The organism is Lentzea sp. NPDC102401 (assembly GCF_044765805.1).
Classification (GTDB): domain Bacteria; phylum Actinomycetota; class Actinomycetes; order Mycobacteriales; family Pseudonocardiaceae; genus Lentzea; species Lentzea sokolovensis.
The window spans coordinates 422030-446121 of record NZ_JBIWKS010000006.1; the positions used below are offsets into that span (position 1 = coordinate 422030).

The following is a 24092-nucleotide window of genomic DNA, read 5'->3' on the forward strand; positions in this document are numbered from 1 at the left end:
ATCAACGCCGCGGCCCCCGATGTGTTCGAACCCAAGCTCGGTGGAACACGCGTCGTAAGGCGGTCACGGCCTGGTCCGGGACCGGTGGCGGGCGCGCGGCAGCGGCTTGACCTCCGCTCCGGCGACCACGGTGGTGCCGATGCGGCCGATGGCCTCGACGGTGAGGGTGACGGTGTCGCCTGGACGCAACGGGTGCCGCTCGGCTCCCCTGCCCCACAGCTCGGCCAGGCAGCCGCCGTTGCCGCAGGTGCCGGAGCCGAGCACGTCACCGGGGCGCACGGCGGTGCCCCTGGACGCGTAGGCCACCATCTCCTCGAACGTCCAGCTCATGTTGGACAGCAGGTCCGAGCCCACCACCCGGCCGTTGACCTCGGCGGTCAGCGCCAGGCGCAGCAGGCCGCCGGCGTCGCGGTGGTGCTCCAGTTCGTCGGGCGTGACGAGCCAGGGGCCGAGGGTCGTGGCGGTGTCCTTGCCCTTGCACGGGCCGAGTCCGACCGCCATCTCCGCGGTCTGGAGGTCGCGCGCGGACCAGTCGTTGAAGATCGTGTACCCGGCGATGTGGTCCCGGGCCTGCTCCGGGGTGAGGTCGCGGCCTTCGCGTCCGATGACGGCCGCGACCTCCAGTTCGAAGTCCAGCAGTTCCGCGCCGGGTGGAACGGGCACGTCGTCGTGCGGACCTATCACGGCGTAGGGGTTACCGAAGTAGAACGTCGGCGCGGCGTACCACTGCTCGGGCACACCGGCACCCGCGCGCATGCCCTCGACGTGTTCCTCGAAGGTGACGAAGTCGCGCACGGTCGGTGGCTGGAGCGGCGCGAGCAGCCGCACCTCCGACACGTGCGGGCCCGCCGGACCGGCGAGGGCCTCGGCACCGGGCAGGTCGCCGAGCACGTCGGTCAGCGAGGCCGTGCCGACCGGACGCAGCCGCTCGTCGTCGTCCAGCACGCCGACCTGCTGCCGGCCTGCGTGGACGTAGGTGGCGAACCGCATGTCACACCGGAGGAGCGACGAAGCAGCCGCGGTCGGGGTCGTTGAAGGACTCCTTGGCGACCAGCTCGTTCATCGGGTTGGCGGTGCCCCACTGGTCGGTGACCTCGGGCTGCGAGAAGTCGTACACGCTGGGGTGCCAGGTGTCCTCGTCCAGCAGCTCGAGCTCGGTCGTGTACTCGACCGTGTTGCCGTGGGGGTCGAGGAAGTAGGAGAACGTGTTGTCGCCCGCCAGGTGTCGGCCCGGTCCCCAGATCTTGCGCACGCCGGCGCGCATCAGCCGGCCGGTGCCGCGCATGTACTCGTCCACGCCGCGCAGCTCGAACGAGATGTGGTGCAGCGCGGTGTGCGGCCCTTTGGCCAGTGCGAGGCTGTGGTGCTGGGGATTGATGCGCATGAAGTGCATGACATCGCCCATGTGCGGCGAGCTCAGACTGTCGGACAACGCGAACGACAGGTGCCGCTCGTACCAGGCCTTGGACCGGTTCAGGTCGGGAGAGTTGAGCACGACGTGGGAGAGCCGGACGGGGATGGCTTCCTTCTCCTCGACGCGGCGGTGCTGCCGGGTCGCCACGTCGGCGGAGACTTCGACGGTGCGGCCGTCGACGTCGAAGAACCGGAAGCCGTAGCCGCCACCGAGCGTGCCGAGCTTGTCGGGCGTGCTGATGAGCGTGACGCCGGCGGCGATGAGCTGGTCGGCGAGCGCGTCCACGTCCGCCGCGGTCTCGGCGCCGAACGCGACGAGGTCCAGGCGCTTCTCGTCGGCCTTGCGCAGCCGCACGACGTACTGCTCGGGTGAGCCCTCCGCGGCCAGGAAGCTCAGGCCCGAGTCGTTCGCGACCTCGGTCAGGCCCCACACGCCGGCGTAGAACTCCAGTTGCTTGTCGTAGTCGGGCACGGCGAGGTCGACGTGCCTCAGGTGGGTGAGCAATCGCCTGGTCACCGGGTCTCCTTCGGGTTGAGCAGGGTGGCGGCGTTGCCGCCGCGGACGGCGTGGAGGTCGAGCTCGTTCAGGCAGGCGGCGCGCAGCGCGGCGACCGGATCGCCGGTGCCCATGTCGAACGGGAAGTCCGAACCGAGCAGCACCCGGTCCGGTCCGGCGACGCGGACCAGTTCGCGCAGCACCGCGGGATCGTGGACCAGCGAGTCGAACCACAACCGCCGGACGTAGTGGCTCGGCGGGTGCGCGCAGCTCCTGGCGTCGGGGCGAACCCGCCACGCGTGGTCCGCGCGGCCGAGGTGGGTGGGCAGGTAGCCGCCGCCGTGCGCTGCCACGATCCGCAGCCGCGGGTGGCGGTCCAGCACGCCGGAGAAGATCAGATGGGACAGCGCGACGGCGTTCTCCGTCGGCTGGCCGACGCTGTTGGACAGGTACCAGCGGTCCAGGCGCTCGTCCAGGGTGCAGCCGAAAGGGTGCAGGAACACGACCGCGCCGGTTTCGGCGGCCCGTTCCCAGAACGGCTCGTACGCCGGGTCGGAGAGCTCGCGTCCGGGTGCGTGGCTGCCGATCTCCACCCCTGCCAGTCCTTCTGCCAGCGCGTGGTCGAGGGCCCGCACGGCCAGGTCCGGGTGCTGCAGGGGTGCCAGTCCCAGGCCGCGAAGCCGGTCCGGCGCGTGGGCGCAGTGCTCGGCGGTCGCGGTGTTGGCCGTTTCCCACACCGTCCGGGCGAGGTCGCGGTCTGCCCAGTAGTGGTAGTGCGACGGTGAAGGGCTCACGAGTTGCACGTCCACCCCGGCACTGTCCATGGCGGACAGTCGTTGCGCGACGTCGGTCAGCAACCCGAGCCGGTCGCGGACCATCTCGCCGCTGACGGCCAGTGCTTCGGGGCCGTTGCGGCGAGTGTCCAGGTCGCGGGCCGCAGCCAGAGCGGGATCGCCGGCGACGAGTCGTTCCACCTCGGGCAGCAGGACGTGGGCGTGCACGTCCACGGTCGGGGCGGTCACGGGCACCGCGCCAGCATCGCCGTCGTGCGGCCCATCAGCCCTGGTACGTCGGCATCACGTACGCCGTCGAGCAGCCACTGTCCTATCTGAACGGAAGCGTCGACGACCTCGCGCACGCGCGGATAGCGGCGGTCGCGGTACTCGGTGAGCACCGCGTCGCCCCAAGTGTCCGTTGTGGACAGCAGTTCCGCGAGGACGAGTGCGTCCTCCAACGACATCGCGGCCCCTTGGGCGAGGGTCGGCGGGCAGGCGTGTGCGGCGTCGCCGACGAGCACGCCCCGGCCGCGGTGCCACGGACCGTCGACCAGCAACCGGTCGAACCAGGTGTAGTTGACCTCCGCCGCGTCGGTCAGCGCGGCCTGGATCTCCCGCCACGGTCCGCCGTAGCCCTGGGCCAGCCTCAGCATCTCCTCGGCGTGGGCGGACGGGTCGATGGTGTCGCGGTCGCGGTTGCGCTCGACCAGGTAGGCGTAGGCGGTGCCCTGGCCGGTCGGGCAGCAGCCGGCGATGAAGCACTGCCCGCCGTAGATCATCTGGGTGTGTTCGAGACCGGTCGGGCGGGGCACCGCAGCGCGCCAGATGGCCATGCCGGTGGGCACGGGCCGTTCCGCGACGCCGATCAGGCCGCGGGTCGCGGAGTGGAGGCCGTCCGCGCCGGCGACGAGGTCGTAGCGACCGGTCGTGCCGTCGCTGAAGGTGACGTCGACGCCGTCGTCGTCCTGGTCGATGCCGGTGGCGGTGAGGCCGAGGCGCACCGAGGCGCCGGACGCGCGGACGGCGTCGATGAGGATCTGCTGGAGACGCGGGCGTTGCATGCCGAGGGTGCCCGGCAGGTCGTCGCCGCCGATGCGAGCGGTCGGCCGCACGGTCAGCACCGCACCGTCCGGCGCGAGGATGCCCAGCTCGTCGAACGGGAACCCGTCGCCGAGCACCTGGTCGAGAACGCCGACCTCGCGCAGGACCCGCAGGGCGTTGCCCTGCAGGGTGATGCCGGATCCGGCGGTGGCGTTCCAGTCGGGTCTGGCCTCCACCAGGTCGACGGCGTGTCCCGCGCGGCGCAGCAGGACGGTCAGGGCGTTGCCGGCGGTGCCACCGCCGAGAACGAGCACGGTGCGGGTCATCAAGGCTCCTCGGTCACTTCACGGCGACGGGGTTCACCGGCGAGCCGACGGCTCCCGTGATCGGCAACGGCGCGGCGGTCAGCCAGAACTCGTGCACGCCGTCGGCGGCGCAGTCGGCGGCGAGCGCGTCCAGGTCCCACATCTCCCCCACCAGCAAACCGATGTGCGGGATGACGACCTGGTGCAACGGCTGGAAGGCGTCGTCGAACTCGTTGGGACGCACCTCGAAACCCCACGTGTCGGTGGCGATCGCGGCGATCTCGGTGCGGTGCAGCCACGGCGCGGTGGTGAACGACAGGCCCGGCGCCGGTCCGCCCGCGTAGTCACCCCAGCCGTCCCGCCTGGCGCGGGCCAGTTGCCCGGTCCGGACGAGCACGATGTCGCCGCGGCCGACGCCGACGCCGTGTGCCTCGGCGGTGGTGACGAGGTGGGCTTCGGTGATGGCGAAGCCGTCGGGCAGTTCGCCGCCACCGATGACTCCGCCGACGTCGAGCAGCACGCCGCGCCCGGCGACGTGAGCGGCCATGTGCTCGATGCCGGTGACCAGGTCACCCGCGGAAGTCACGGTGGTGGCGGCGTCACGGCCGTTCCACGCCATGCCGTGGTCGAAGATGTGGCCGAGGCCGTCCCACTGGGTCGAGCACTGCAACGGCATGGAGATCACGTCGTCCGCGCCGCCGATGCCGTGCGGGAAGCCCTGCAGCCCGGCGACCGCGTCGGTCCCGGTGTCCAGCATCGTGTGCACCGGGTTCGTGCGGCGACGCCAGCCCTTCTGCGGGCCGTCCATGTCGAACCGCTGCGACAGCGAGAAACTCGCGCCCTTGCGGATCAGCGCGGCGGCCGCCCGGCGCTCGTCCTCGGTGAGGAAGTTCAGCGTGCCGAGGACGTCGTCAGCGCCCCAGCGGCCCCAGTTCGAGCACGTCGCGGCGGCCTCGGCGATCGCGGACTCGGGGTCGGCGCGGTTCATGCCCGCTCCTGCGCGACGCAACGGGTGCGCTGGACGCCCAGGCCGGTGATGGTGCTCTCCATGACGTCGCCGTCGCGCAGCAGTCGCCCGTGGTGCATGCCGTTGCCGGCGGGGGAACCGGTGAGGACGAGATCGCCCGGCAGCAGCGTGGTGGTCTGCGAGACGTAGGAGACCATGCGGGCGACGTCGAAGATCATGTCCTTTGTGGACTCATCTTGCATGGTGTCCCCGTTGAGCTTGAGGGTCAGCCGCAGATCCGCCGGGTCCGGCACGAACTCCGCCGGCACGACGTACGGGCCGAGCGGGGTGAAGCCGGGCGCGTTCTTCGAGCGCAGCCAGTCGGTGCCGATCTCCCGCATGTCGTTGCGGAACACCAGATCGCGGGCCGTGAGGTCGTTGGCGATCGTGTAACCGGCGACGTGCCGCAACGCCTCCTCCGGCGACACGCGGTGAGCCGGAGTGCCGATGACCGCGGTCAGCTCCAGCTCCCAGTCCGGCTGCTCGCACCACGACGGGAGCACGACGTCGTCGTAGGGGCCGGTGATCGCCGAAGGCAGACCGATGAACACGTACGGCTGGTCCTCGCGTGCGCGACGGTCCATCAGCTCCGCCGCTCGCGCCCGTGCCTGCTCCTCACTCTCGGCGGAGTCCGCGGGGCGGTGCGCGACCACCAGATCGATGACGTGCTGGCGGTAGTTGGCCCCTGACTGGAACACCTGCCGCGGCGTGACCGGCGCGTGCACGCGCAACCCGTCCAGCGGCAGCCATTCCTGTGCCTCGCTCGCCAGGTGGCGCAACGAGGGCAGTGCCTCCGGCCATCGCTCGAGGACGTCGAGCGTCGAGGCCGGCCGCCACTCCAGGGTCTGGCCGAGGTCGGCCACGCGGTCGTCCACCACCAGCCCGGGGAACGACGGGCCGTCCGCCCAGGAGAAGGTGCCGAGCGCGAACCGGACGGGTTGCGGCGGTGTTGCCATGAGGTGTCCTCCCGTGTCGTGAGGACTACTGTGGCCGCCACCAGAGGATCACGGAAATGAATGTTCTTGATGCTCTCCATCCACGCCATGGATGACTGGAGGTGCGGTGAACCTGTCGAATCTCGACCTCAACCTGGTCGTGGCGCTTCGCGCCCTGCTGGAGGAACGCAACGTCACCAGGGCGGGCCAGCGCATCGGCCTGACACAGCCGGCCATGAGCGCGGCCCTGGCGCGCCTGCGCCGTCACTTCGACGACCCGCTGCTGTCCCGCACCGGCTCGCTCTACAGCCTCACCCCGCTCGGCGCCGTGCTCCGCGACCGCGCCGCCACCGCCTGCGACGTGCTGGAGCGCGTGTTCACCAGCCAGGCCACGTTCGACCCCACCACCGACACCCGCGAGTTCACGCTCGTCACCTCCGACTACGGCGCGACGGTGCTCGGCGTACCGCTGGCCCGCGTGCTGCACGACGAGGCTCCCGGAGTCCACCTGACGTTCCACCAGACGTCGCCGACGTTGCTGGAGAACCTCGGCACGCTGCTGAGCACGGTGGACGGTCTCCTGCTCCCGCACGGCGTCATCGACGGCTACCCCGCGGTGGAACTGTTCAGCGACCAGTGGGTGTGCCTCGTCGCCGACGACAATCCCGAGGTCGGCGACGAACTCACCCTGGACCAGCTCGCGGACATGCCGTGGGCGGTCTACCAACGCGCCTACGACGCACCCGTGACCCGGCAGCTGAGCATGCTCGGCATCAGCCCCCGCGTGGACGTCTCGGTTCCCTCGTTCCACCTGCTGCCGATGCTGGTCGCCGGCACCAGGCGCGTCGCCCTCGTGCAGAAACGGCTGGTCGGACTCTCCACGACCCCTGGCATCCGCGTGCTGCCCTCCCCGTTTCCGTCCGTGCCGCTCCAGGAGGCCATGTGGTGGCATCCCGTGCACGCCCAGGACGCGGGACACGCGTGGCTGCGCCAGGTGATCAGGAGAGTCGGTCAGGCCGTGAACGGAACCGGCCAGGCACGGTCCGGGTGATCAACGCCGAGTGGTCCACCGCACATTCGCCGCCACTCGTCGTGCACCCTCGGCCGGGTGTCCGCACCCTGGACGGACAAGCCAGTCGAGGTGAGGCGAAGGGAACGGTCGGTGGGGCGCTTTGACGACGTCGGACACGAACACGGCCGTTCCGCGCTCACCGACGTGTTCGCCGAGGACCCGGAGATCGGCCGCGACCTCGCCGCGGTGAACTGGGCCGCCACCTCGCTCGGTCCGCCGTCCGGCTGGCCGCAGAGTTTGCTGACCGCTGTCAGCGTCCTGCTGTCGTCCCGGTTCTCGATGTGGCTGGCGTGGGGACCGGAGCTGACCTTCTTCTGCAACAACGCCTATCGGCGCAACACGCTGGGACGCAAGTACCCGTGGGCGTTGGGCAAGCCGGCCGCCGAGGTGTGGGCGGAGATCTGGGAGGACCTCGAGACCAGGGTGGACAGCGTGCTCAGCACCGGGCATGCGACCTGGGACGAGGCGTTGTTGTTGTTCCTGGAGCGCTCCGGGTATTCGGAGGAGACCTACCACACCTTCTCCTACAGCCCGCTGCGTGATGACCACGGTGCAGTGGCGGGAATGTTGTGCGTGGTCAGCGAGGAGACCGAGCGCGTCATCGGTGAGCGGCGGATGGCGACGCTGCGGGACCTCGGCTCGGACCCCACCGTCGCGCGGGCGGAAGGAGAGGTGCTGGCGTTCGACTGCGCGCAGCTCGAGCGGAACCGGCGGGACCTGCCGTTCACCCTGATCTACCTCGCCGACCACGGCCGCGCCCGGCTGGCCGGGGCAACGGGGATCACGCCGGGGCATCCGGTCGCTCCGGTGATCCTCACGCCCTCGGACGAGTCACCGCCGTGGCCGGTGGCGACCGCGATGGGCGGAGGCTCCGTCGAGGTCGAGCTCGAACGGTTCACCGATCTTCCCAGCGGCGACTGGCACAGACCGCCCGCCAGCGCCCTGGTGGTGCCGTTGCAACGGCCGGGCGGCGCACCGCACGGGTTCCTGGTCGCCGGTCTGAACAGGCACCGGCCGCTCGACGACGGCTACCGCGGGTTCGTCGACCTGGTCGCGGGACACATCGCCTCCGGCATCGCGGGAGCCCACGACTTCCAGGCACAGCAACGACGTGCCGAGGAACTCGCCGAGCTCGACCGCGCCAAGACCACGTTCTTCTCCAACATCAGCCACGAGTTCCGCACCCCGCTCACGCTCATCATGGGCCCGGTGCAGGACCTGCGGAACCGGCTGGCGGAGGCGGACCCGCAGTCAGGTCAGGAGCTGGAGTTCATTCACCGCAACGGCCTGCGGCTCGGCAAGCTGGTCAACACGCTGCTGGACGTCTCCCGGCTCGAAGCGGGCCGCATGCAGGCGCGCTTCCAGCCCGTCGAGCTCGCGACGATCACCGCGGAACTGGCCGGCGTCTTCCGCTCGGCCGTGGAGAAGGCGGGGCTGGACTTCGAGATCGACTGCTCCCCCTTGCCCGAGCCGGTGCACGTCGACCTGGGCCTGTGGGAGAAGGTCGTGCTCAACCTGCTGAGCAACGCGCTCAAGTTCACCGTCGAGGGCTCGGTCGGCATCACCGTGCGAGCCGGGGCGGGCAACGCGGTCGTGACGGTCAGCGACACCGGGGTCGGTGTGCCGCGGCACGAGATCCCCAGGCTGTTCGAACGCTTCCACCGCATCGAGAACAGCTGGTCGCGGTCGAGAGAGGGCAGCGGTATCGGGCTCGCGCTCGTGCAGGAACTCGTCCATCTGCACGGCGGCACCGTCCGCGCCGACAGCGTCGAGGGAGAGGGCACCAGCTTCACCGTCGAGCTGCCGTTCGGCACGGACCACCTGCCCGCCGAGGCGGTGTCGCGGGAGCCCGTGCCGCCGACGGTGTCGGACATCGCCGCCCCCTACGTGCAGGAGGCGTTGCGGTGGCTGCCGGATTCCGGTCCCGCCGTCGAGGAGCTGTTGCCCAGCCCGGCGGCCGGCGCCGCGCCGCAGGTGCCCGCGACCGTGCTGGTCGTCGACGACAACGCGGACATGAGGGAGTACCTCACCCGGTTGCTGTTCAGGGCGGGGTACGAGGTCCGTGCCGTGAACGACGGCCAGGCGGCGCTGGAGACCGCGCGCGCTCATCCGCCGGACCTGGTGGTCAGCGACGTGATGATGCCGCGCATGGACGGTCTTTCGCTCGTCGCGGCCCTGCGGGCGGACCCGAGGACCATGGCCGTGCCGGTGCTGCTGCTGTCCGCCAGGGCCGGGCAGGAGGCGTCCGGTGAGGGGCTGCTGGCCGGCGCGGACGACTACCTCGTCAAGCCGTTCGCCGCCGCGGACCTCCTGGCGCGAGTGCGGGCGAACGTGGACCTCTCCCGTCTGCGCGGCCGGCACGCGCGCTGGCGTGACGCGCTGATCGACTCCCTGCAGGAGGCGTTCTTCGTCTGCGACGACGACGGCACCGTCGTCGAGGTCAACGCCGCGTTCACCGACATCCTCGGCTACGGACCGGAGGGCCTGCCCTACGCCGTCCCGCACCCGTGGTGGCCGGCCGAGCGGACCGATCCCGAGGCGCACAACCAGTTCGCCGGCGCGTTCGCGGCCAGGTCCGGGCGCGACCAGCGCAGCCACACCGTCCCGGTCACCCATCGCGACGGCAGGAGGCTGTGGGTCAGCGCCCTCATGAACCCCGCCCGCGACCCGGACAGCGGCCGGACGATGACGGTCGGCACCTTCCGCGACGTCACCGCCGAGCACCACGCGCGCAGGCGTGAGGCCGCACTCGCGGAGCTCAGCGTGCGGTTGTCGCGGGCGACGAGCGCGACCGAGGCGCTGTCCGGCGCGCTCGAGCACCTGGAGACCCTGTGGCGGGCCGAGCAGGTGCTGGCCGTCGTCTTCGGTCGCCACGAGACGCCGCGGGTCACCACCGTCGCCGGGCACCTCGCCTGGGACGACCTCCCTGCGGACCTGCGCTCGACGCTCGACGAGGTGAAGGACCACCGGGCGCTCACCCCCGCCTCCCCGGAGCAGGGCAGCGCCGCCGTCACCGTCGAGCACCCCGACGGGCCGATGGTGCTGTGGCTGCGCCTCCACTCGCACCACGGCTTCACCGAGCAGGACGAGCTGCTGCTGTCGTTGCTGGCCGGTCATCTCACGCAGGGCCTGTCCCGGGCACGCCAGATCGACCAGCAGCGGGAGACGGCGCTGGCGCTGCAACGGGCCATCCTGGGTCCGTCGCACCTGCCCGGCGGGTTCGTCGTGCGCTACGAACCGGCGGCGCGGCCGCTCGAGGTCGGCGGTGACTGGTACGACACGTTCCCGTTGCCGGACAAGCGCATCGGCATCGTCGTCGGGGACTGCGTCGGCCGCGGGCTCAGCGCCGCGGCCGTGATGGGTCAGCTGCGCAGCGCCTGCCGTGCGCTGATGCTGCAGGAGACCGGGCCCGCACGCGCCCTCATGGCGCTCGACCACTTCGCCGACGGCGTACCCGGCGCCTTGTGCACCACGGTGTTCTGCGGAGTCCTCGACCCCTCCACCGGACGGCTCGTCTACTCGAGCGCCGGGCACCCGCCCGCGATCCTGGCGCTGGCAGACGGCACCACGCACCTGCTCGAAGGCGGGCGGTCCATCCCGCTCGCGGTCAAGGTGGGCGTGCCGCGCACGGAGGCCGAGTGCCACCTGCCGCCCCGTTCCACCCTGCTCACCTACACCGACGGACTCGTGGAACGCCGTCGCACCTCGCTGACCGAGGGCATGGACAAGGCCGCGCGTGCCGTCCAAGAGGGCCGTGCGAGCGAGCTGGAGGACCTCGCCGGCCAGATCATGGCCGCGCTGGCACCGGAGGGAGGCTACGACGACGACGTGGCCATGCTCCTGTACCGGCATCCGGCGCCGCTGGACATGACCTTCCCCGCGGAGCCCGGCCAGCTCGGCGGCGCCCGTCACGCGCTGCGCACCTGGCTGCGGCAGTGCGGGCTCTCCGCGAAACGCGCCCAGAGCGTCCTGCTGGCCGTCGGGGAGGCGTGCACCAACGCCGTCGAACACGCCTACCTGGACACCGCCCGCAAGGACGTCCGGGTCAGGGTGGAGACGGCGGGTGACTCCGGGTTGCTCGCGACCGTGGCCGACACCGGCACCTGGAAACCACAGGCCAGCGACCCCGCGGCCCAGCGTGGCCGGGGTACCTCGATCATGAGGACGATGATGGACGAGGTCACCATTCTTCCCGATCCATCCGGCACCACAGTGACGATGCAGGTGAGGATTCTCGATGACGACGCCGCTGACGCTGACCAAGACCGTCGATCCGCAGGGCCGCTCGGCCATCAAGGCGGTCGGTGAGATCGACCTGAGCAACGCCGAGGCCTTCGCGGCCGCGTTCGCGGACACGACCGGTCCCCTGGTCGTCGACCTGACCGAGGTGCAGTACATCGACAGCGCCGGGATGAGCGTGCTGTTCACGCACGCCGAACGGGCCGAGCTGATCGCGAACCCGTTGCTCGCGCCGATCCTCGAGATGTCCGGGCTCACCTCGCTGACCACTGTCCGGGAAAAGGAGGTGTAGCAGCGGGTTCACGCCGGCGACGACGATGCTGTCCACACAGGACCGCGCTGCCAGGTCCGGATGTGGCGTCGTCCACACGGGCCGAGATGACCATGCGGTGAGCCCGATCGCCGCGACGCTGAGGCGAAGAGCGACAACACGACGTGCTGAACCGGGGTCGCCGGCGCTCGCCGGCTGACCTGGGGCGCCGTCAGACGGTGATCACGCAGCCGTGGTCGTCCTGTGCCGCCGCGTCAGAGTCGTCGAACCAGTGGCCGTTCGAGCCGAGGTAGCGGAAGCGCAGCGTCGTGCCGCGCGGAACGACGACCACCGCGGTGCGGTTGCCGTTCGAGCGGGCGCGGAGTTCGGTCGCTCCCGGTGTCCAGCCGTTGAAATCACCGACCACGCTCACCGGCCCTGGCGGCTCGTGCCGGGGCAGCGCCCAGGTCACCCGCACCTGCTGGTCCTTGGCGGGCACGATTCGAATCATCCGCTCGTCGTTCCTTCCCCGTGTTTCGGTCGCAACGCTGTGCCAACCTGCCGGTTGTGTCCACATCGGACGAGTCGACGCGCCTGGCAGGGCGTGAAATAGCTGGATCGAGTGATCCCGCGAAGGTCGACGCGTACCGGAACGAACGTCGGCGGGGTTGACGCCGACCTGCTCGGAGTGCTCGCTGAGCGGGTCTGACGGCGTCGCGGAAGGTGTCGACCACCTCGTGCCTGGCTGCGCCCGCCGGTGTGGCCGCCGACGAGAACGTGGCCCAGACCCGCGCGAACCGCAGGTGCCGAGCCGTGGCCAAGGCGGGTGCGAAAGTTCCCGGTCAACTGATTTCGCCCACCCTGCGACAGCCGTTCTGGCAGCATCCGAACCGAGATCGGCAGAAACTGTTGGGGGATTCGCTGATGAAGATCCTGTCTGGCGCCGGCGTGTTCGGCGCGTCCATCGCACTCGTGCTGGCCACCTCTGGCGTGGCGGCGGCCGACTGCCCGCCCGGTGACCGCGCCGTGTGGTCCGCGCCGAGCGTGCCGGTGCCCGTGACCATCCACAACCTGAAACCGCGCAAGTGCTACAACGTGCACGGCCTGCTCGGGGAGAAGGCCACCTACCTGGCCAACAGGACGAAGAACTCGGTGCTGAACATGTTCTCCGAGCCCAACTGCGGCGGCGGGCTGTTCATCGACGCGATCTTCCCGCCCGAGCCGGGCAACCGTTCGGAGTCGACGAAGGAGTACTACTCCTTCAACGTCTCTCCACTCAACGGCGGCTGAGCGGCGCGAGGCCCTGGGCGCAGGCCCAGGGCCTTGACACAACAGTCGGTTCGAACGAAAGGCCGAGCCCGCACTGAACCGTTCGCCGGTCGCGATAGTCTTCTAGGCCTATGGCACCGGTCGGGCAAGTTCCATGGGCGAGGTGTTGACGCGGGCGGACAGCTCGCTCGGCGAGGGGAAGCGCTATGCGAAGATCGAGACGGGTTTCGCCTGGCTGCGTCTGATCGGGGCGGCCCTGGTCGTCATCGAGCACAGCTTCCCGCTGGTTCGCCCGGCCGAGATCGGCATGTTCCCCGAGAGGTGGAACCTCTCGCCGGGCTACTTCGCGCTGATGGCCTTCTTCGCCATGAGCGGCTACCAGATCGCCGACAGCTGGCATCGCGATGCCTCGTGGTGGCGCTACCTGCTCAAGCGGGCGCTGCGGATCTGGCCTCCTCTGCTCGTGGTCGTGATGATCAGCGCGTTCGTGATAGGTCCGCTCGTGACGGTGCTGAGCCCGGCCGAGTACTGGCGCAGCCACGAGACGTGGGGCTACGTCGTCAACAACGCGGGCCTGTACACGTTGCAGCACACGCTTCCGGGCGTGTTCGCCACCAACCCGTTCCCCTGGTCGGTCAACGGTTCCATCTGGACGTTGCCGATGGAGACGACCGGCTACCTGATCGTGCTGGCCGCCGGGCTCGCCGGCGCGCTGGGCAAAGGCCGGCTCGCGCTCTTCCCGGTGCTGGCGGTGTTCGTCGTGCTGGACGGGTTCGGGCAGGCGCGCGTCGGGTACAACGGGGTCTTCGGCGGCCTGCTCAGCCTGCCGCTGGCGCCGCTGGTCACGTACATGGTGCCGTTCGTGCTGGGCATGATCTTCTTCGCCTACCGGGACCGGATCCAGTTCCGGCCGTTGGTGGCGTACGGCCTGTGCGCGTTGTACCTGATCGCCAACTTCACCCCACCGGTGGAGCCCGCCGCGCGCTTCGTGCTGCCGCTGGCCGCGGGCTACGGCGCGGTCACCTGGGCGCACCACTGGCCGCGGCGGCTCGCCGGACACGACGAGTGGGTCTACGGCAGCTACGGCATGTACATCTGGGGCATGCCGGTGCAGCAGCTCTACGTGCTGGCAGGGGTGCGCGACCCGTGGCTGCTGATGGCCGTGTCGGTGCCGACGGCCTACCTGGCCGGCCTGCTGTCGTGGCGGCTGGTCGAGAAGCCGACCCAGCAGTTGCGCCACTACCTGAGACCCCCGGCCGGACCGTCCCAGGAACAGCCACGGCCACAGGTCGTGAAACCCCGTGCCGAACATCGGCAGCCGGACCGCCGGCACGTCCTCGGCGTACCGCCCGAACACCCAGCAGATCAGGAACGCCTCCCGCACCCACGCCGTCACGTGAACCAGCGCCGCCGCTACAGCGGTGACCTGCGCGACGACGTTCACGGCCGCGTTACCCCGGCCTGGATCGACCCGTCCGAGGTGCCGAGGCGCGTCGAGTGATCGGCCGCCGACCGCGAGGAGTGCGCGGATCCCAGGAGTCGTAACGGCGTTGTCGGCATGTTCTGGCGGCGGTCGCGGGACGCCGGTAGGTCAAGAGCGCCGGCGCACCTGACGACGCGGGCGTTCCCTGCCTCAGCCGCGGTTCAGTTCACCAGCCAGGGATTCGGCGGGCACCGCCTCGTCGAGGAAGCCGCCGGACTGGTGGCGCCACAGCTTCGCGTACGTCCCGTCGACGTCGAGCAGTTCCGCGTGGGTGCCCTGTTCGACGATCCGGCCCCGGTCGAGCACGATCAGCCGGTCCATCCGCACGACCGTGCTCAGCCGGTGTGCCACGACGATCGCGGTGCGGCCCTCCATGAGCCGCCACAGCGCCTCTTGGACCAGCACCTCGCTCTCCGAGTCCAGCGCGCTGGTCGCCTCGTCCAGCAGCAGGATCGGCGCGTCACGCAGGATGGCGCGGGCCAGCGCGACCCGCTGGCGCTGTCCACCGGACAGTTTGATGCCGCGTTCGCCGACCATGGTGTCGAACCCGTCGGGCAGCGCGTCCACGAACTCCGTCACGTGCGCGGCATGCGCGGCGCGGTGGATCTCGGCGTCGGTCGCGCCTGGCCGTGCGAACGCGATGTTCTCGCGCAGCGTCCGGTGGAACATGGCCGGGTCCTGGGGCACGTACCCGATCAGGCCGCGCAGGTCGGCCTGACTCAGGCGGGCGATGTCCTGGCCGCCGATGAGGACGCGGCCCTGGTCGACGTCCATCAGCCGCAGGAGCAGCCGGGTGAGCGTGGTCTTGCCGCCGCCGGAGCGGCCGACGAGCCCTATCCGCGTGCCCGCCGGGATGTCCAGGTCGAGTCCGTCGAACAGCGGCTCGCCACCGCCGTGCGTGAACACGACGTTCTCGAACTGGACCCGGGAGTCCTTCACGCGCAACGGTTCCGGGTGCGAGGGGTCGAGCACGGTCGGCGGGTCGAGCAGCAGTTCGGTGAACTGGGCTGCCTCGGTGAGCGCGCTCTCCACCTGCCGGTAGATCTGGTTGAACTCGAACATGATCCGCGTCGCGTTCCCGAAGTAGGCGAACGTCACCACGATCGCCTCCACGCCGAGCCCGTCGCTGACCCCGATCGCGACCACGAGGCCGAGCACGTTGGTGAGCACGGACAGCGGCGCGATCACGGTGTCGATGCGCAGGTTGTTGTAGTCCCACGACCGCATTGCCAGCGTTCGCTGCTTGGCGGCACGGGTCCGGTGTTCCGCTCCCTCGCGCGGCTCGGCGGCGAACGCCCGCACCGTCTCCATGTTCGTGAGCGTGTCCGAGACGTGGCCGGACACCTGGGCGATGGCGGCCTCGCGCTCGTCGACCAGCCGCTGGCGGTGGCGGATGAGCGGCGCGACGACACATCCCGTGACCAGGATCAGGCCGACCAGCACCGCCACGAGCAGCGGGTGGTAGCTCCACAGCACTACGCACGCGAAACCCAGCGGGATGAGGTTGGCGAAGATCTTGAACGCCAGCGTGTCCACGAAGTCCTCGAAGCGGAACGCGAAGCTCAGCACCCTTTTGGTGAGCGAACCGGCGAAGTTGTCGTGGAAGAACGCCGCGTCCTTGCCCAGCAACTCGTCCATCGCGAGGGCGGACAGGTTCTCGATCCCGCGGCCGTCCACGCGGTTGAGGCAGTGCAGGCCGATGCGCCACAACAGTTCCGAGAGCAGCATGAAACCGCCGAAGGCCAGCACGTACGGCAGGGCGGTGCCGAGGCTTGTGCCGCCACCACCCGCGAACTTCCCCACCAGCCCGCCCACCGCCAACGGCGCGAGATAGAGCTGACACGTGACGCCCAGCGCGGGCAACACGAGCGCCCCCGCGGAGATGAGTCCGTGGCGCCGCACTTCCTTTCCGTACAGGCGCAGGGCGAGCGGCACCGCGTTCTTGCGGACAGGCCTCTCCGATCCTGGCACGACCATCCGCCCCCTCCGAGCAACCCGGCTTCCTCATGCTCCCGCAGACGGCCGGGTGGCAGCGATCGAATATCGCCGCGAGGCAGAGCTGTCACTCGAAGCCGAGACAGGGGAAGCTCATCGAGACCTCGAACTGATCTGTGGTGCCGGCAGGAAGGATTTCCATGGGGATCTCGCTCAACGCCGCCGACGTTCTCCCTCACGACGCAGCGGACGCCACCCTTGTCGCGAGGGTCTTCGACCCGTCCGCGGACGGGCCTTCGGTCGTGACGATCCGCGGCGAAGAGGTCGTCGACCTGTCGCCGCTGACGTCGACCGTGTCGTCACTGCTCGAGCGGCCGGACGCGCTGGAGATCGTCAAGAACCACCAGGGCGGCACCTCGTGGCCGCTCGCGGAGGTTCTGGCCGCTACGACGAACCCGGCCGACGCCGTTCCCCGGTTTCTGGCAGCGGTCGACCTGCAGGTGCTCAAGGCCGCCGGCGTGACCTTCGTCCGCAGCATGCTCGAGCGGGTCATCGAGGAGCGCGCCGACGGGGATCCCAAGCGGGCCGAGGAAGTTCGCGAGAAGGTGGGCGCGATCGTCCAGGGCCACATCTCGAACCTGAAGCCGGGGTCCGCGGAGGCCGCGGAGGTGAAGAGGGTTCTTCAGGCCGAGGGCCTGTGGTCGCAGTACCTCGAGGTCGGTATCGGGCCTGACCCCGAGATCTTCACCAAGGCCCCGGTGCTCTCGGCGGTGGGGCTGGGAGCCGACATCGGCGTTCTCGCCCGCTCAGCCTGGAACAACCCCGAGCCCGAGCTCGTCCTGGTGGTGAACTCGCGCGGAAACCCGGTCGGCGCGACGCTCGGCAACGACGTCAACCTGCGCGACTTCGAGGGCCGCAGTGCTCTCCTGCTCACCGAAGCCAAGGACAACAACGCTTCCTGCGCCATCGGTCCGTTCCTCCGGCTGTTCGACGACGGGTTCACCCTCGCGGACGCCAAAGCCACCGAGATCGCCTTGGACATCACCGGCCCCGACGGTTTCGTGCTGCACGGCGTGAATCCGGTCTCCGAGATCAGCCGGGAACTCGAGGACCTCGTGTCCCACGCCTTCGGCGCCCACCACCGCTATCCCGACGGCTTCGCGCTGTTCACCGGCACGATGTTCGCTCCGACCGAGGACCGGGACCAGCCCGGCGAAGGGTTCACCCACAAGGTCGGGGACGTCGTTCGCATCTCCTCGCCCCGATTGGGCGCGCTGACGAACGTCGTGAACACGGCCGAGGACGCGGAAGACTGGGCGTTCGGCATCACCGCGCTGATGGAGAACCTCGCCGCCCGCGGTCTGCTGAACTCGCGCACGAAGGCGCGCCCGTGACCAACGTAGTCGTCACCAACCGCCCACGGCGAACACGTACCGGTCTTGCCGGCAGTTGATGTCGTCGTGGTACGGCACCGGTTTCGCTGCCGCGGAACGGATACGTGCGCGCGTAGTCGTCGATCGCCGAGAGGACACCGCTGAGCAGCGTCGCCACCGAAGTCAGCTCGCAGGCCGCCACGGATGCTGGAGCCAACTCGGCTTCTCGAGCTGTCCGAACTCGGCGATGCCATCCCAGTCGTGGTACAGGTCAACGCGTGCGATCTGCGGAAACCTGGCCATCTCCTGACGCATGAAGTCGAGCCCGCACAAGTCGCCCAGTGACGCTGCCAGGACCAGCCATTCGCGATACTCCAGTGGCCGCTTCTCGAAGAGAGTCAACAGGAGCACGCCGATCATCTCCTTTTCCAGGCTTCGCTTCCACATCGGTTTGCGGGCAGTGCTGACTTCGATGACTGCTTTGCCGGCTGAGGCCATCGACTGCCGGGCGTAGAAGCGGCTCGCGTCGAGGTCGCCCTGGGCGGCGAGAAGGACGGACAGGTCGAACGCGGCGTAGGCGGCACCGAGCCCGTTGGAGATGCCGACCGCTTCACGGAGGTAGTTGGCCGCAAGGCGTTGCGACTCGGTGACCTGCTCCGGGGTGCGCGCCGGCAGGAGACATTCGCCCAGGTGCAGTCGCGCTGTGCGCCACGGGCCGTCCACGAGGTTCTGCACGTTCTGATCGATCTTCCGCAGCAGGGTTGATTGTTCGTCCTGCACCTCGACGAGGTTGCGAAGGAACAACTCGACCACTGGTCCCACGAGACCATGGCCGCTCGACGCGACATCGACTGCCTGAGCGGACAACTTGATCGCGGTGTCGACGACGCTCATGACGGCCCCCTGCGGACGTGCATGATCACCTCGGCGCTGCGGGGCAGACGCGGGTCACGACGGTGGAAGTCGGTCGCCGCACCAACAGGACATCGGTTGACCTGCCGCCCAGCGGGAACGCCCTCGTCATAGTGGTCGCGCTCAGGGCCTGCGCCGTTACGCGCGCGGCTGCGACTCCGGCGGGCGCGATCCGCGATGAGTTGCCGCCCGGTCGGTGGTCTGTAACCACATCCACCTTCCGCGCGCGTTTTGGAGACAACTGTGAAGCTCTTGCTCACGTCAGGCGGCGTCACGAACCCGAGCATCCACTCGGCCCTCGTGCAGCTCGCAGGCAAGCCGATCTCCGAGTGCCACGCCCTCTGCATCCCGACAGCCCAGTGGGGAAATCCGATGAGCAGTCCGGCATCGGTGCGGGGATTCGTGGACGCCGCCGGCCCCAGGTCACGGCATTCTTCCGGCCTGGGCTGGGGGTCGCTCGGCGTCCTCGAACTCGCCGCCCTGCCCACCATCGACGCGCAACGGTGGGTTCCCTGGGTCCGCGAGGCCGACGTGCTCCTCGTCAACGGCGGCGACGCGACGTACCTGTGCCATTGGATGCGGGAGTCCGGACTGGCCGATCTGCTGCCTTCCCTGCCCGACGAGGTCTGGGTGGGCGTGAACGCCGGAAGCATGGTCATGACACCCCGCGTCGGGACGGACTTCGTCGAGTGGCCCGCGGCTCCGGACGACCGCACCCTGGGGGTCGTCGACTTCTCGATCTTCCCGCACCTGGACGTCTTCCCCACCAACACCATGGCCGACGCGGAGCGGTGGGCCGCCGAGATCGGCGTCCCCGCCTACGCGATCGACGACCAGACGGCCATCAAGGTCGTCGACGGCTCCGTCGAGGTGGTCTCCGAGGGGCGATGGACGAAGTTCGAGGCATAGCCGCACACCGAACCTTCACAGAACCTCCCCACGAACCGGCCAACGCGGGCGGTGACCCGGCCGTCTTCCCTTCATGTTCACCACATGGGTCGAGAACTTCGAGGCCGAAGCCGCGCACCGGAAGCGAGTGGGTGATCCCGACTGGACCTCGGGCGCCCGGCTGCACCCCGACGTCGTCAAGAGCGTGCAACGGTTCCAGGTCGGCGAGTCCGGCGACGGCGCCAACCTGATCGCCAAGGCGGGCGACGGTGCGTACGGCGCGGCGGTGCGGTTGTTCGTCGCCGAGGAACAGAACCACGCCCGGATGCTGGAGCACCTGCTGCGGGCTGCCGGCCAGCCGACGATCAGTTCACATTGGACGGACGCGGTGTTCGTGCGGTTGCGTCGTGCGCTGGGACTGCGACTGGAACTGATGGTGCTGCTCATCGCGGAAACCGTGGCGCTGCGGTACTACCGGGCGTTGCGGGACGGCAGTCGAGACCCGCTCACCGCCGACGTCGCGGATCGGATTCTGCAGGACGAGCAGCGGCACGTTCCGTTTCACCAGGCCCGGCTCGGCCGGGTTCGTTGGCCTGCACGGGCGTTCTGGTGGCTGCTGTTCGCCGGGGCCGTGGTGACGGTCGCGCACGACCACGCGCCAGGGCTGCGACAGCTCGGCGTCGGGCCCTGGCAGTTCGTCCTGCAGACGCTCGAAATCGTTGGACTGCAGGGAATAATGGACGGCGATGCGCATCGTCCCGCACGCACGGACGCGCCCTGATCTCACGGGCTACCAGACGAGGGCGATGCCCTCAGTTCAGGACGAACGTCCTGATGCTGCGGGCAGGCAACTGGGCGTTGAAGGAGCCGTTCGACATGGTGAAGTCGTTGTAGTGCGCGAGGGTCGCGGTCTGGCTGGTCAGCCAGGTCGAGATGGTCGCGGAACCAACGTCCCGCACGGTGAACACGTGGTCGACCGGCGACGTGTTCTTGTTGACGGCGACGATCACGATCCTGGATCCGCTCTTGAACGCCGAGATGTAGACGTTCGACTGCGGGTTCGCGGTGGCGGTGATGCGCGAGTAGCCGGGCCGAACCCACTTCGAGAAGTGCGCCATGTTGGCGCCGCGCTTGCTGATCTGCCCGTCCTCGCGCATCGGACCGTAGGAGCGGCGGATGTACCACCACACATAGGTCTGGAACCGGCCGTTCACCAACGCACGGTGGATGTGCTCGCCCACGTCGAGCGCCTGCGGCCACAGATCGGCGGAGTCGCTGCTGTTGGGGTGGTACACCTCGGTCATCCACAACTCTTTGCCGTTGCCCTTTTGCTGGAAGAGCGGATACGGAAAGTCCGCGGACTGGGTGCCGTAGAGGTGCGCGCCGATGATGTCCACGTTCGCCAGCGCGGCGGCGTCGTTGAGGATGGGGTCGGAGAGGTTCTTGCGGTATTGGAACGACTCCGGAGCGATGACCCTGGTGTTGATCGCGCCCGCGTTCTCGCGCAGGAACCTGACGATTTCACCGGAGGTCCACGCCGTCCATTCCTGCGCGTAGTCCGGCTCGTTCTGGACCGAGATCCCGTACAGGTTCACTCCGTTGTTCGCCATGAACGCGGAGAAGTCGTTCAGGTGCTGCGCATAGGCGCCGTAGGAGGCGTAACGCAGCCGCTTGCCTCCGGAGAAGCTTTCAGTCATCGAGGCAGGCGGGTTCCACGGGGAAGCGATGACCTTGGCCCCGAGCTCGACCGCACGCCTGGCCGTGGCGACCTCCCGACTCCAGTTGGCCCTGTCCTCGTGGACGGGAATGCGCAGCACGGTGAACCCCAGCTGTCCCGCGCCGTTGCCGAACGCCGTTTCGCGCTGGGCAGCGGTCAGATCGCTGATCCACACGGTGTGGTTCATACCGCCGAAGCCCAGGATCGTCTGCTGCACGTTCGACGGTTCGACGACCACCGAGGTGGCCGCCGCGGCAGGTGCCGCCACCGCCAGCACCGGTAGCGCGGCGCCCGCCGCGAGCAACGTCCGCCGGCGCAAGGGCTGCGAATCCGCGTTCTCGGACTGGTCTCGACGTGCTGACATGGCATCTCCACAAAGTTGATCTCGTGCGGGGTTGAGACAACTCGGATGTCCGGCCGATCGGCAATGCGGCCTGAATGAGGCGTGATCAGTCCTAACAGCGCTCGCGCCCAGCAGTCAAGCGAATCGATAATCGAATGCGTCGAATGACAGGAGTTCGTGCTTTCCCCAGATTGACCTTGTCGAACGATTGTCGATCGGGACACTCCGCCCTTGACCGCTTCGGCCCGAGCACTTAGATTGCCGGAGAGGTCCTGTCGCCTTTTCGCAGGTGCGCATTAACGCGTCGAAATCCGATGGTCGCGTTGTTCACCCCGTCTCACCACTCTCCCGCTCCGCTCAGCCGCCTGGGCTCTGGCGGCGCGCCGGCAACACGGGAGCGCCCGAACCGACGATTCAAGTCCACTTAGGACAGTTGAACCGCGTGTTCCGCCGGTCCCGGCCAAAGCTGTCCTTCGGCACCGCGGACGCCGTGGAACGACACCTGGGCGATGCGCCTACCGGCGGGGCGAGAGCCTGACCTGTGTTCTCGGGCCACGAGGCGGAAGATTGGAGACATAAGCCCTCCGATCGAGCGAAGATGGCGGCCGATGGCAGACGACTGGGTGTTCGGCTTCGGGTCCCGTTCCTTCGAGGACCTGGTCGGGAAGCTGTTCGGCGGGCTGGTGGAGCCGCAGTCCGCGACGCGGCGCACCGACCGCTTCGGGCGTGATCTCACCGCCGCGGCGCGGGACGGCCTGCTCGACCCGGTGATCGGCCGGGAGGACGTGATCGACGAGCTGCTCGAGGTGTTGTCGCGGCGTACCAAGAACAATCCCGTCCTGATCGGCGACCCCGGTGTGGGCAAGACCGCCGTCGTCGAGGGCATCGCGGCGCGGATCACGAGCGGCGACGTACCCGCCACGCTGAGCGGCAGGCGGCTGATCTCGCTGGACCTGGCGGGCATGGTCGCCGGAGCCAAGTACCGGGGCGAGTTCGAGGAACGGCTCGAAGGGGTCATCGCCGAGGTGACGGCGACGGACAGGATGGTGATCCTGTTCATCGACGAGCTTCACGTCCTGGTGGGTGCGGGCAGTGCGGAAGGCGCGCCGATGGACGCCGCGACCATGCTCAAACCCGTGCTCACGACCGGACGGGTGCAGGTCATCGGGGCCACCACGGCCGAGGACTACCGGCGCCACATCGCGAAGGACGCCGCGCTGGAGCGGCGGTTCCAGCCGATCCAGGTCGCCGAACCGTCGGTCGACGAGGCGATCGCCATCCTGCGCGGGCTGCGCGGCCGGTACGAGATGCACCACGGCGTGCGGATCTCGGACGAGGCGATCGTGTCCGCCGTGGAGTTGTCGGCCCGGTACGTTTCCGACCGGTTCCTGCCGGACAAGGCCGTGGACCTGGTGGACCGCGCGGGTGCGCGGGTCCGGTTGCGCGAGAAGTCCCCGATGCCACCGGATCCGGTGCTGCTCGAACAGCGGGTGCGGCGGCTGGAGCGGGAGAAGGACGCCGCACAGGGCGAGGACGCGGTGTTCCTCACCGGCGAGCTCGACCGGGCCGTCGCCGAACTGGAGGCCGCCCGCGCCGCGCTGGCCGACGCGCCCCAGGTCGTGGCGAACGACGTCGCCGAGATCGTGTCCCGCAGCACGGGCATCCCGGTCGCCCAGCTCACCGAGGCGGAACGGCACCGGTTGCTGCACCTGGAGGACCACCTGCACCAGCGGATCGTCGGGCAGGACGAGGCGGTGGAGGCGGTCGCCGACGCGGTCCGCCAGGGCCGCGCGGGCCTCAAGCACCCGCACCGGCCCGTCGGTTCCTTCCTGTTCCTCGGCCCGACCGGCGTGGGCAAGACCGAGATCGCGCGGGCGTTGGCCGAAGCGCTGTTCGGCTCGGAGGACCGGCTGATCCGGTTCGACATGAGCGAGTTCTCGCAGGCGCACGCGGTCACGCGGCTGATCGGTGTGCCACCGGGGTACGCCGGCCACGAGGAGGCCGGTCAGCTCACCGGCGCGGTCCGGCGCACCCCGTACTCGGTCCTCCTGCTCGACGAGATCGAGAAGGCGCACACCGACATCTTCAACACCCTGCTGCAGGTGCTCGACGCGGGCAGGCTCACCGACGCCGCCGGACGCACCGCCGACTTCACCAACACCGTCATCATCATGACCAGCAACATCGGCGCCGACCAGCTCCTCGCCGCGACCACCTCGGGTCTGTCGGTCGAGCAACTGAGGGAACCGCTGATGGCGGCCGTCCGCCGCAGTTTCCGCCCGGAGTTCCTCAACCGCCTCGACGAGATCATCCTGTTCCGCGGACTCGACGCCGGCCAGCTGCGGCAGATCACCTCGCTGCTGCTCGAACCCACCCGCGACCGGCTGCGCGAACAGGACATCACGCTGGACGTGGACGAGCAGGCCGCCGACTGGCTCGCCGCCCGCGGCTACGTGCCCGAGCACGGCGCACGGCCGTTGCGCCGCACCATCGCCAAGGAACTCGACCGGCGACTGTCCAGGGCATTGCTCGCGGGCGAACTGCAGGGTGGACAGCACGTCGTCGTGACGGTCACCGACTCGGATCTGACCTTGACCATCACCGGCACCCCGCAGTGAACCCGGGAGAGGTCGTTCGTC

19 protein-coding genes are annotated in these 24092 nt (G+C 69.5%); 9 read left to right on the plus strand and 10 right to left on the minus strand.

The genetic code is table 11. The features are described 5' to 3' along the window. Nucleotides 1-63: 63 nt before the first annotated feature. From ACIRG5_RS23760 to ACIRG5_RS23785, 6 genes are read right to left on the minus strand one after another with little or no spacing between them, the layout of a single operon-like run. Entirely contained in the window at nucleotides 64-990 is a 927-nt protein-coding gene (locus ACIRG5_RS23760; protein ID WP_402908024.1) for a fumarylacetoacetate hydrolase family protein, read from the minus strand. A 1-nt stretch (nucleotide 991) separates the two neighbouring features. After that, on the minus strand, nucleotides 992-1930 hold the full coding sequence (locus ACIRG5_RS23765) for a VOC family protein (protein WP_402908026.1): 939 nt from the start codon (nucleotides 1928-1930) through the stop codon (nucleotides 992-994). Continuing rightward, nucleotides 1927-2937, minus strand: a complete 1011-nt coding sequence (locus ACIRG5_RS23770) for an amidohydrolase family protein (protein ID WP_402908028.1) — start codon at nucleotides 2935-2937, stop codon at nucleotides 1927-1929. Before ACIRG5_RS23770 ends, ACIRG5_RS23765 begins: the two co-directional genes overlap by 4 nt. Continuing rightward, complete coding sequence (locus ACIRG5_RS23775; RefSeq protein ID WP_402908030.1) at nucleotides 2928-4052, minus strand: FAD-dependent oxidoreductase; 1125 nt, start codon at nucleotides 4050-4052, stop codon at nucleotides 2928-2930. The genes ACIRG5_RS23770 and ACIRG5_RS23775 overlap by 10 nt, the downstream gene beginning before the upstream one ends. Before the next feature lie 13 nt (nucleotides 4053-4065). Then, nucleotides 4066-5019, minus strand: coding sequence for a cyclase family protein (locus ACIRG5_RS23780; protein ID WP_402908032.1), 954 nt, complete (start codon nucleotides 5017-5019; stop codon nucleotides 4066-4068). Continuing rightward, the gene (locus tag ACIRG5_RS23785; RefSeq protein WP_402908034.1) at nucleotides 5016-5993 is read right to left on the minus strand and encodes a fumarylacetoacetate hydrolase family protein; all 978 of its coding nucleotides are present in this window, start codon (nucleotides 5991-5993) and stop codon (nucleotides 5016-5018) included. The genes ACIRG5_RS23780 and ACIRG5_RS23785 overlap by 4 nt, the downstream gene beginning before the upstream one ends. Before the next feature lie 106 nt (nucleotides 5994-6099). On the opposite strand from ACIRG5_RS23785, the gene ACIRG5_RS23790 reads away from it, so the two are divergent. From ACIRG5_RS23790 to ACIRG5_RS23800, 3 genes are all read left to right on the plus strand, one after another. Continuing rightward, complete coding sequence (locus ACIRG5_RS23790) at nucleotides 6100-7023, plus strand: LysR family transcriptional regulator (protein ID WP_402908036.1); 924 nt, start codon at nucleotides 6100-6102, stop codon at nucleotides 7021-7023. Between the two features lie 111 nt (nucleotides 7024-7134). Continuing rightward, entirely contained in the window at nucleotides 7135-11352 is a 4218-nt protein-coding gene (locus tag ACIRG5_RS23795; protein ID WP_402908038.1) for a SpoIIE family protein phosphatase, read from the plus strand. Then, nucleotides 11282-11575, plus strand: coding sequence for an STAS domain-containing protein (locus ACIRG5_RS23800; RefSeq protein WP_402908040.1), 294 nt, complete (start codon nucleotides 11282-11284; stop codon nucleotides 11573-11575). Before ACIRG5_RS23795 ends, ACIRG5_RS23800 begins: the two co-directional genes overlap by 71 nt. Before the next feature lie 190 nt (nucleotides 11576-11765). On the opposite strand, the gene ACIRG5_RS23805 is transcribed toward ACIRG5_RS23800, so the two are convergent. Continuing rightward, nucleotides 11766-12044, minus strand: a complete 279-nt coding sequence (locus ACIRG5_RS23805) for an isoamylase (RefSeq protein ID WP_402908042.1) — start codon at nucleotides 12042-12044, stop codon at nucleotides 11766-11768. A gap of 413 nt (nucleotides 12045-12457) precedes the next feature. Between ACIRG5_RS23805 and ACIRG5_RS23810 the strand changes: the two genes are divergently transcribed. Together ACIRG5_RS23810 and ACIRG5_RS23815 are read left to right on the plus strand one after the other, a co-directional pair. Beyond that, nucleotides 12458-12823 (plus strand): hypothetical protein, encoded by a 366-nt coding sequence (locus ACIRG5_RS23810; RefSeq protein WP_402908044.1) that lies wholly within the window; start codon nucleotides 12458-12460, stop codon nucleotides 12821-12823. A gap of 133 nt (nucleotides 12824-12956) precedes the next feature. Continuing rightward, on the plus strand, nucleotides 12957-14303 hold the full coding sequence (locus ACIRG5_RS23815) for an acyltransferase family protein (protein WP_402908046.1): 1347 nt from the start codon (nucleotides 12957-12959) through the stop codon (nucleotides 14301-14303). Nucleotides 14304-14435: 132 nt separating this feature from the next. Here ACIRG5_RS23815 and ACIRG5_RS23820 read toward each other — a convergent pair whose 3' ends face one another. Further along, nucleotides 14436-16262, minus strand: a complete 1827-nt coding sequence (locus ACIRG5_RS23820; RefSeq protein WP_402908048.1) for an ABC transporter ATP-binding protein — start codon at nucleotides 16260-16262, stop codon at nucleotides 14436-14438. A 158-nt stretch (nucleotides 16263-16420) separates the two neighbouring features. Here ACIRG5_RS23820 and ACIRG5_RS23825 point away from each other — a divergent pair, with 158 nt between their 5' ends. Then, on the plus strand, nucleotides 16421-17614 hold the full coding sequence (locus tag ACIRG5_RS23825; protein WP_402908050.1) for a fumarylacetoacetate hydrolase family protein: 1194 nt from the start codon (nucleotides 16421-16423) through the stop codon (nucleotides 17612-17614). 162 nt (nucleotides 17615-17776) lie between these two features. On the opposite strand, the gene ACIRG5_RS23830 is transcribed toward ACIRG5_RS23825, so the two are convergent. Continuing rightward, on the minus strand, nucleotides 17777-18487 hold the full coding sequence (locus tag ACIRG5_RS23830; RefSeq protein WP_402908052.1) for a hypothetical protein: 711 nt from the start codon (nucleotides 18485-18487) through the stop codon (nucleotides 17777-17779). Between the two features lie 261 nt (nucleotides 18488-18748). On the opposite strand from ACIRG5_RS23830, the gene ACIRG5_RS23835 reads away from it, so the two are divergent. Both ACIRG5_RS23835 and ACIRG5_RS23840 read left to right on the plus strand, forming a co-directional pair. Continuing rightward, the gene (locus tag ACIRG5_RS23835) at nucleotides 18749-19414 is read left to right on the plus strand and encodes a Type 1 glutamine amidotransferase-like domain-containing protein (RefSeq protein ID WP_402908054.1); all 666 of its coding nucleotides are present in this window, start codon (nucleotides 18749-18751) and stop codon (nucleotides 19412-19414) included. Between the two features lie 73 nt (nucleotides 19415-19487). Next, a complete protein-coding gene (locus ACIRG5_RS23840; protein WP_402908056.1) occupies nucleotides 19488-20174 on the plus strand; it encodes a ferritin-like domain-containing protein in 687 nt (228 codons plus the stop codon). 31 nt (nucleotides 20175-20205) lie between these two features. Here ACIRG5_RS23840 and ACIRG5_RS23845 read toward each other — a convergent pair whose 3' ends face one another. Next, complete coding sequence (locus tag ACIRG5_RS23845) at nucleotides 20206-21474, minus strand: glucuronoxylanase (RefSeq protein ID WP_402908058.1); 1269 nt, start codon at nucleotides 21472-21474, stop codon at nucleotides 20206-20208. Nucleotides 21475-22061: 587 nt separating this feature from the next. Between ACIRG5_RS23845 and ACIRG5_RS23850 the strand changes: the two genes are divergently transcribed. After that, nucleotides 22062-24071, plus strand: coding sequence for an ATP-dependent Clp protease ATP-binding subunit (locus ACIRG5_RS23850; RefSeq protein ID WP_402908060.1), 2010 nt, complete (start codon nucleotides 22062-22064; stop codon nucleotides 24069-24071). Nucleotides 24072-24092: the final 21 nt, after the last annotated feature.

What these genes read in the sequence shown, in the direction of transcription:
- ACIRG5_RS23760 (WP_402908024.1), bottom strand. Translation starts at nt 990, where the DNA reads ATGCGGTTCGCCACCTACGTCCACGCAGGCCGGCAGCAGGTCGGCGTG.
- ACIRG5_RS23775 (WP_402908030.1), bottom strand. Translation starts at nt 4,052, where the DNA reads ATGACCCGCACCGTGCTCGTTCTCGGCGGTGGCACCGCCGGCAACGCC.
- ACIRG5_RS23780 (WP_402908032.1), bottom strand. Translation starts at nt 5,019, where the DNA reads ATGAACCGCGCCGACCCCGAGTCCGCGATCGCCGAGGCCGCCGCGACG.
- ACIRG5_RS23785 (WP_402908034.1), bottom strand. Translation starts at nt 5,993, where the DNA reads ATGGCAACACCGCCGCAACCCGTCCGGTTCGCGCTCGGCACCTTCTCC.
- ACIRG5_RS23800 (WP_402908040.1), top strand. Translation starts at nt 11,282, where the DNA reads ATGACGACGCCGCTGACGCTGACCAAGACCGTCGATCCGCAGGGCCGC.
- ACIRG5_RS23805 (WP_402908042.1), bottom strand. Translation starts at nt 12,044, where the DNA reads ATGATTCGAATCGTGCCCGCCAAGGACCAGCAGGTGCGGGTGACCTGG.
- ACIRG5_RS23810 (WP_402908044.1), top strand. Translation starts at nt 12,458, where the DNA reads ATGAAGATCCTGTCTGGCGCCGGCGTGTTCGGCGCGTCCATCGCACTC.
- ACIRG5_RS23815 (WP_402908046.1), top strand. Translation starts at nt 12,957, where the DNA reads ATGGGCGAGGTGTTGACGCGGGCGGACAGCTCGCTCGGCGAGGGGAAG.
- ACIRG5_RS23820 (WP_402908048.1), bottom strand. Translation starts at nt 16,262, where the DNA reads ATGGTCGTGCCAGGATCGGAGAGGCCTGTCCGCAAGAACGCGGTGCCG.
- ACIRG5_RS23825 (WP_402908050.1), top strand. Translation starts at nt 16,421, where the DNA reads ATGGGGATCTCGCTCAACGCCGCCGACGTTCTCCCTCACGACGCAGCG.
- ACIRG5_RS23830 (WP_402908052.1), bottom strand. Translation starts at nt 18,487, where the DNA reads ATGAGCGTCGTCGACACCGCGATCAAGTTGTCCGCTCAGGCAGTCGAT.
- ACIRG5_RS23840 (WP_402908056.1), top strand. Translation starts at nt 19,488, where the DNA reads ATGTTCACCACATGGGTCGAGAACTTCGAGGCCGAAGCCGCGCACCGG.
- ACIRG5_RS23845 (WP_402908058.1), bottom strand. Translation starts at nt 21,474, where the DNA reads ATGTCAGCACGTCGAGACCAGTCCGAGAACGCGGATTCGCAGCCCTTG.
- ACIRG5_RS23850 (WP_402908060.1), top strand. Translation starts at nt 22,062, where the DNA reads ATGGCAGACGACTGGGTGTTCGGCTTCGGGTCCCGTTCCTTCGAGGAC.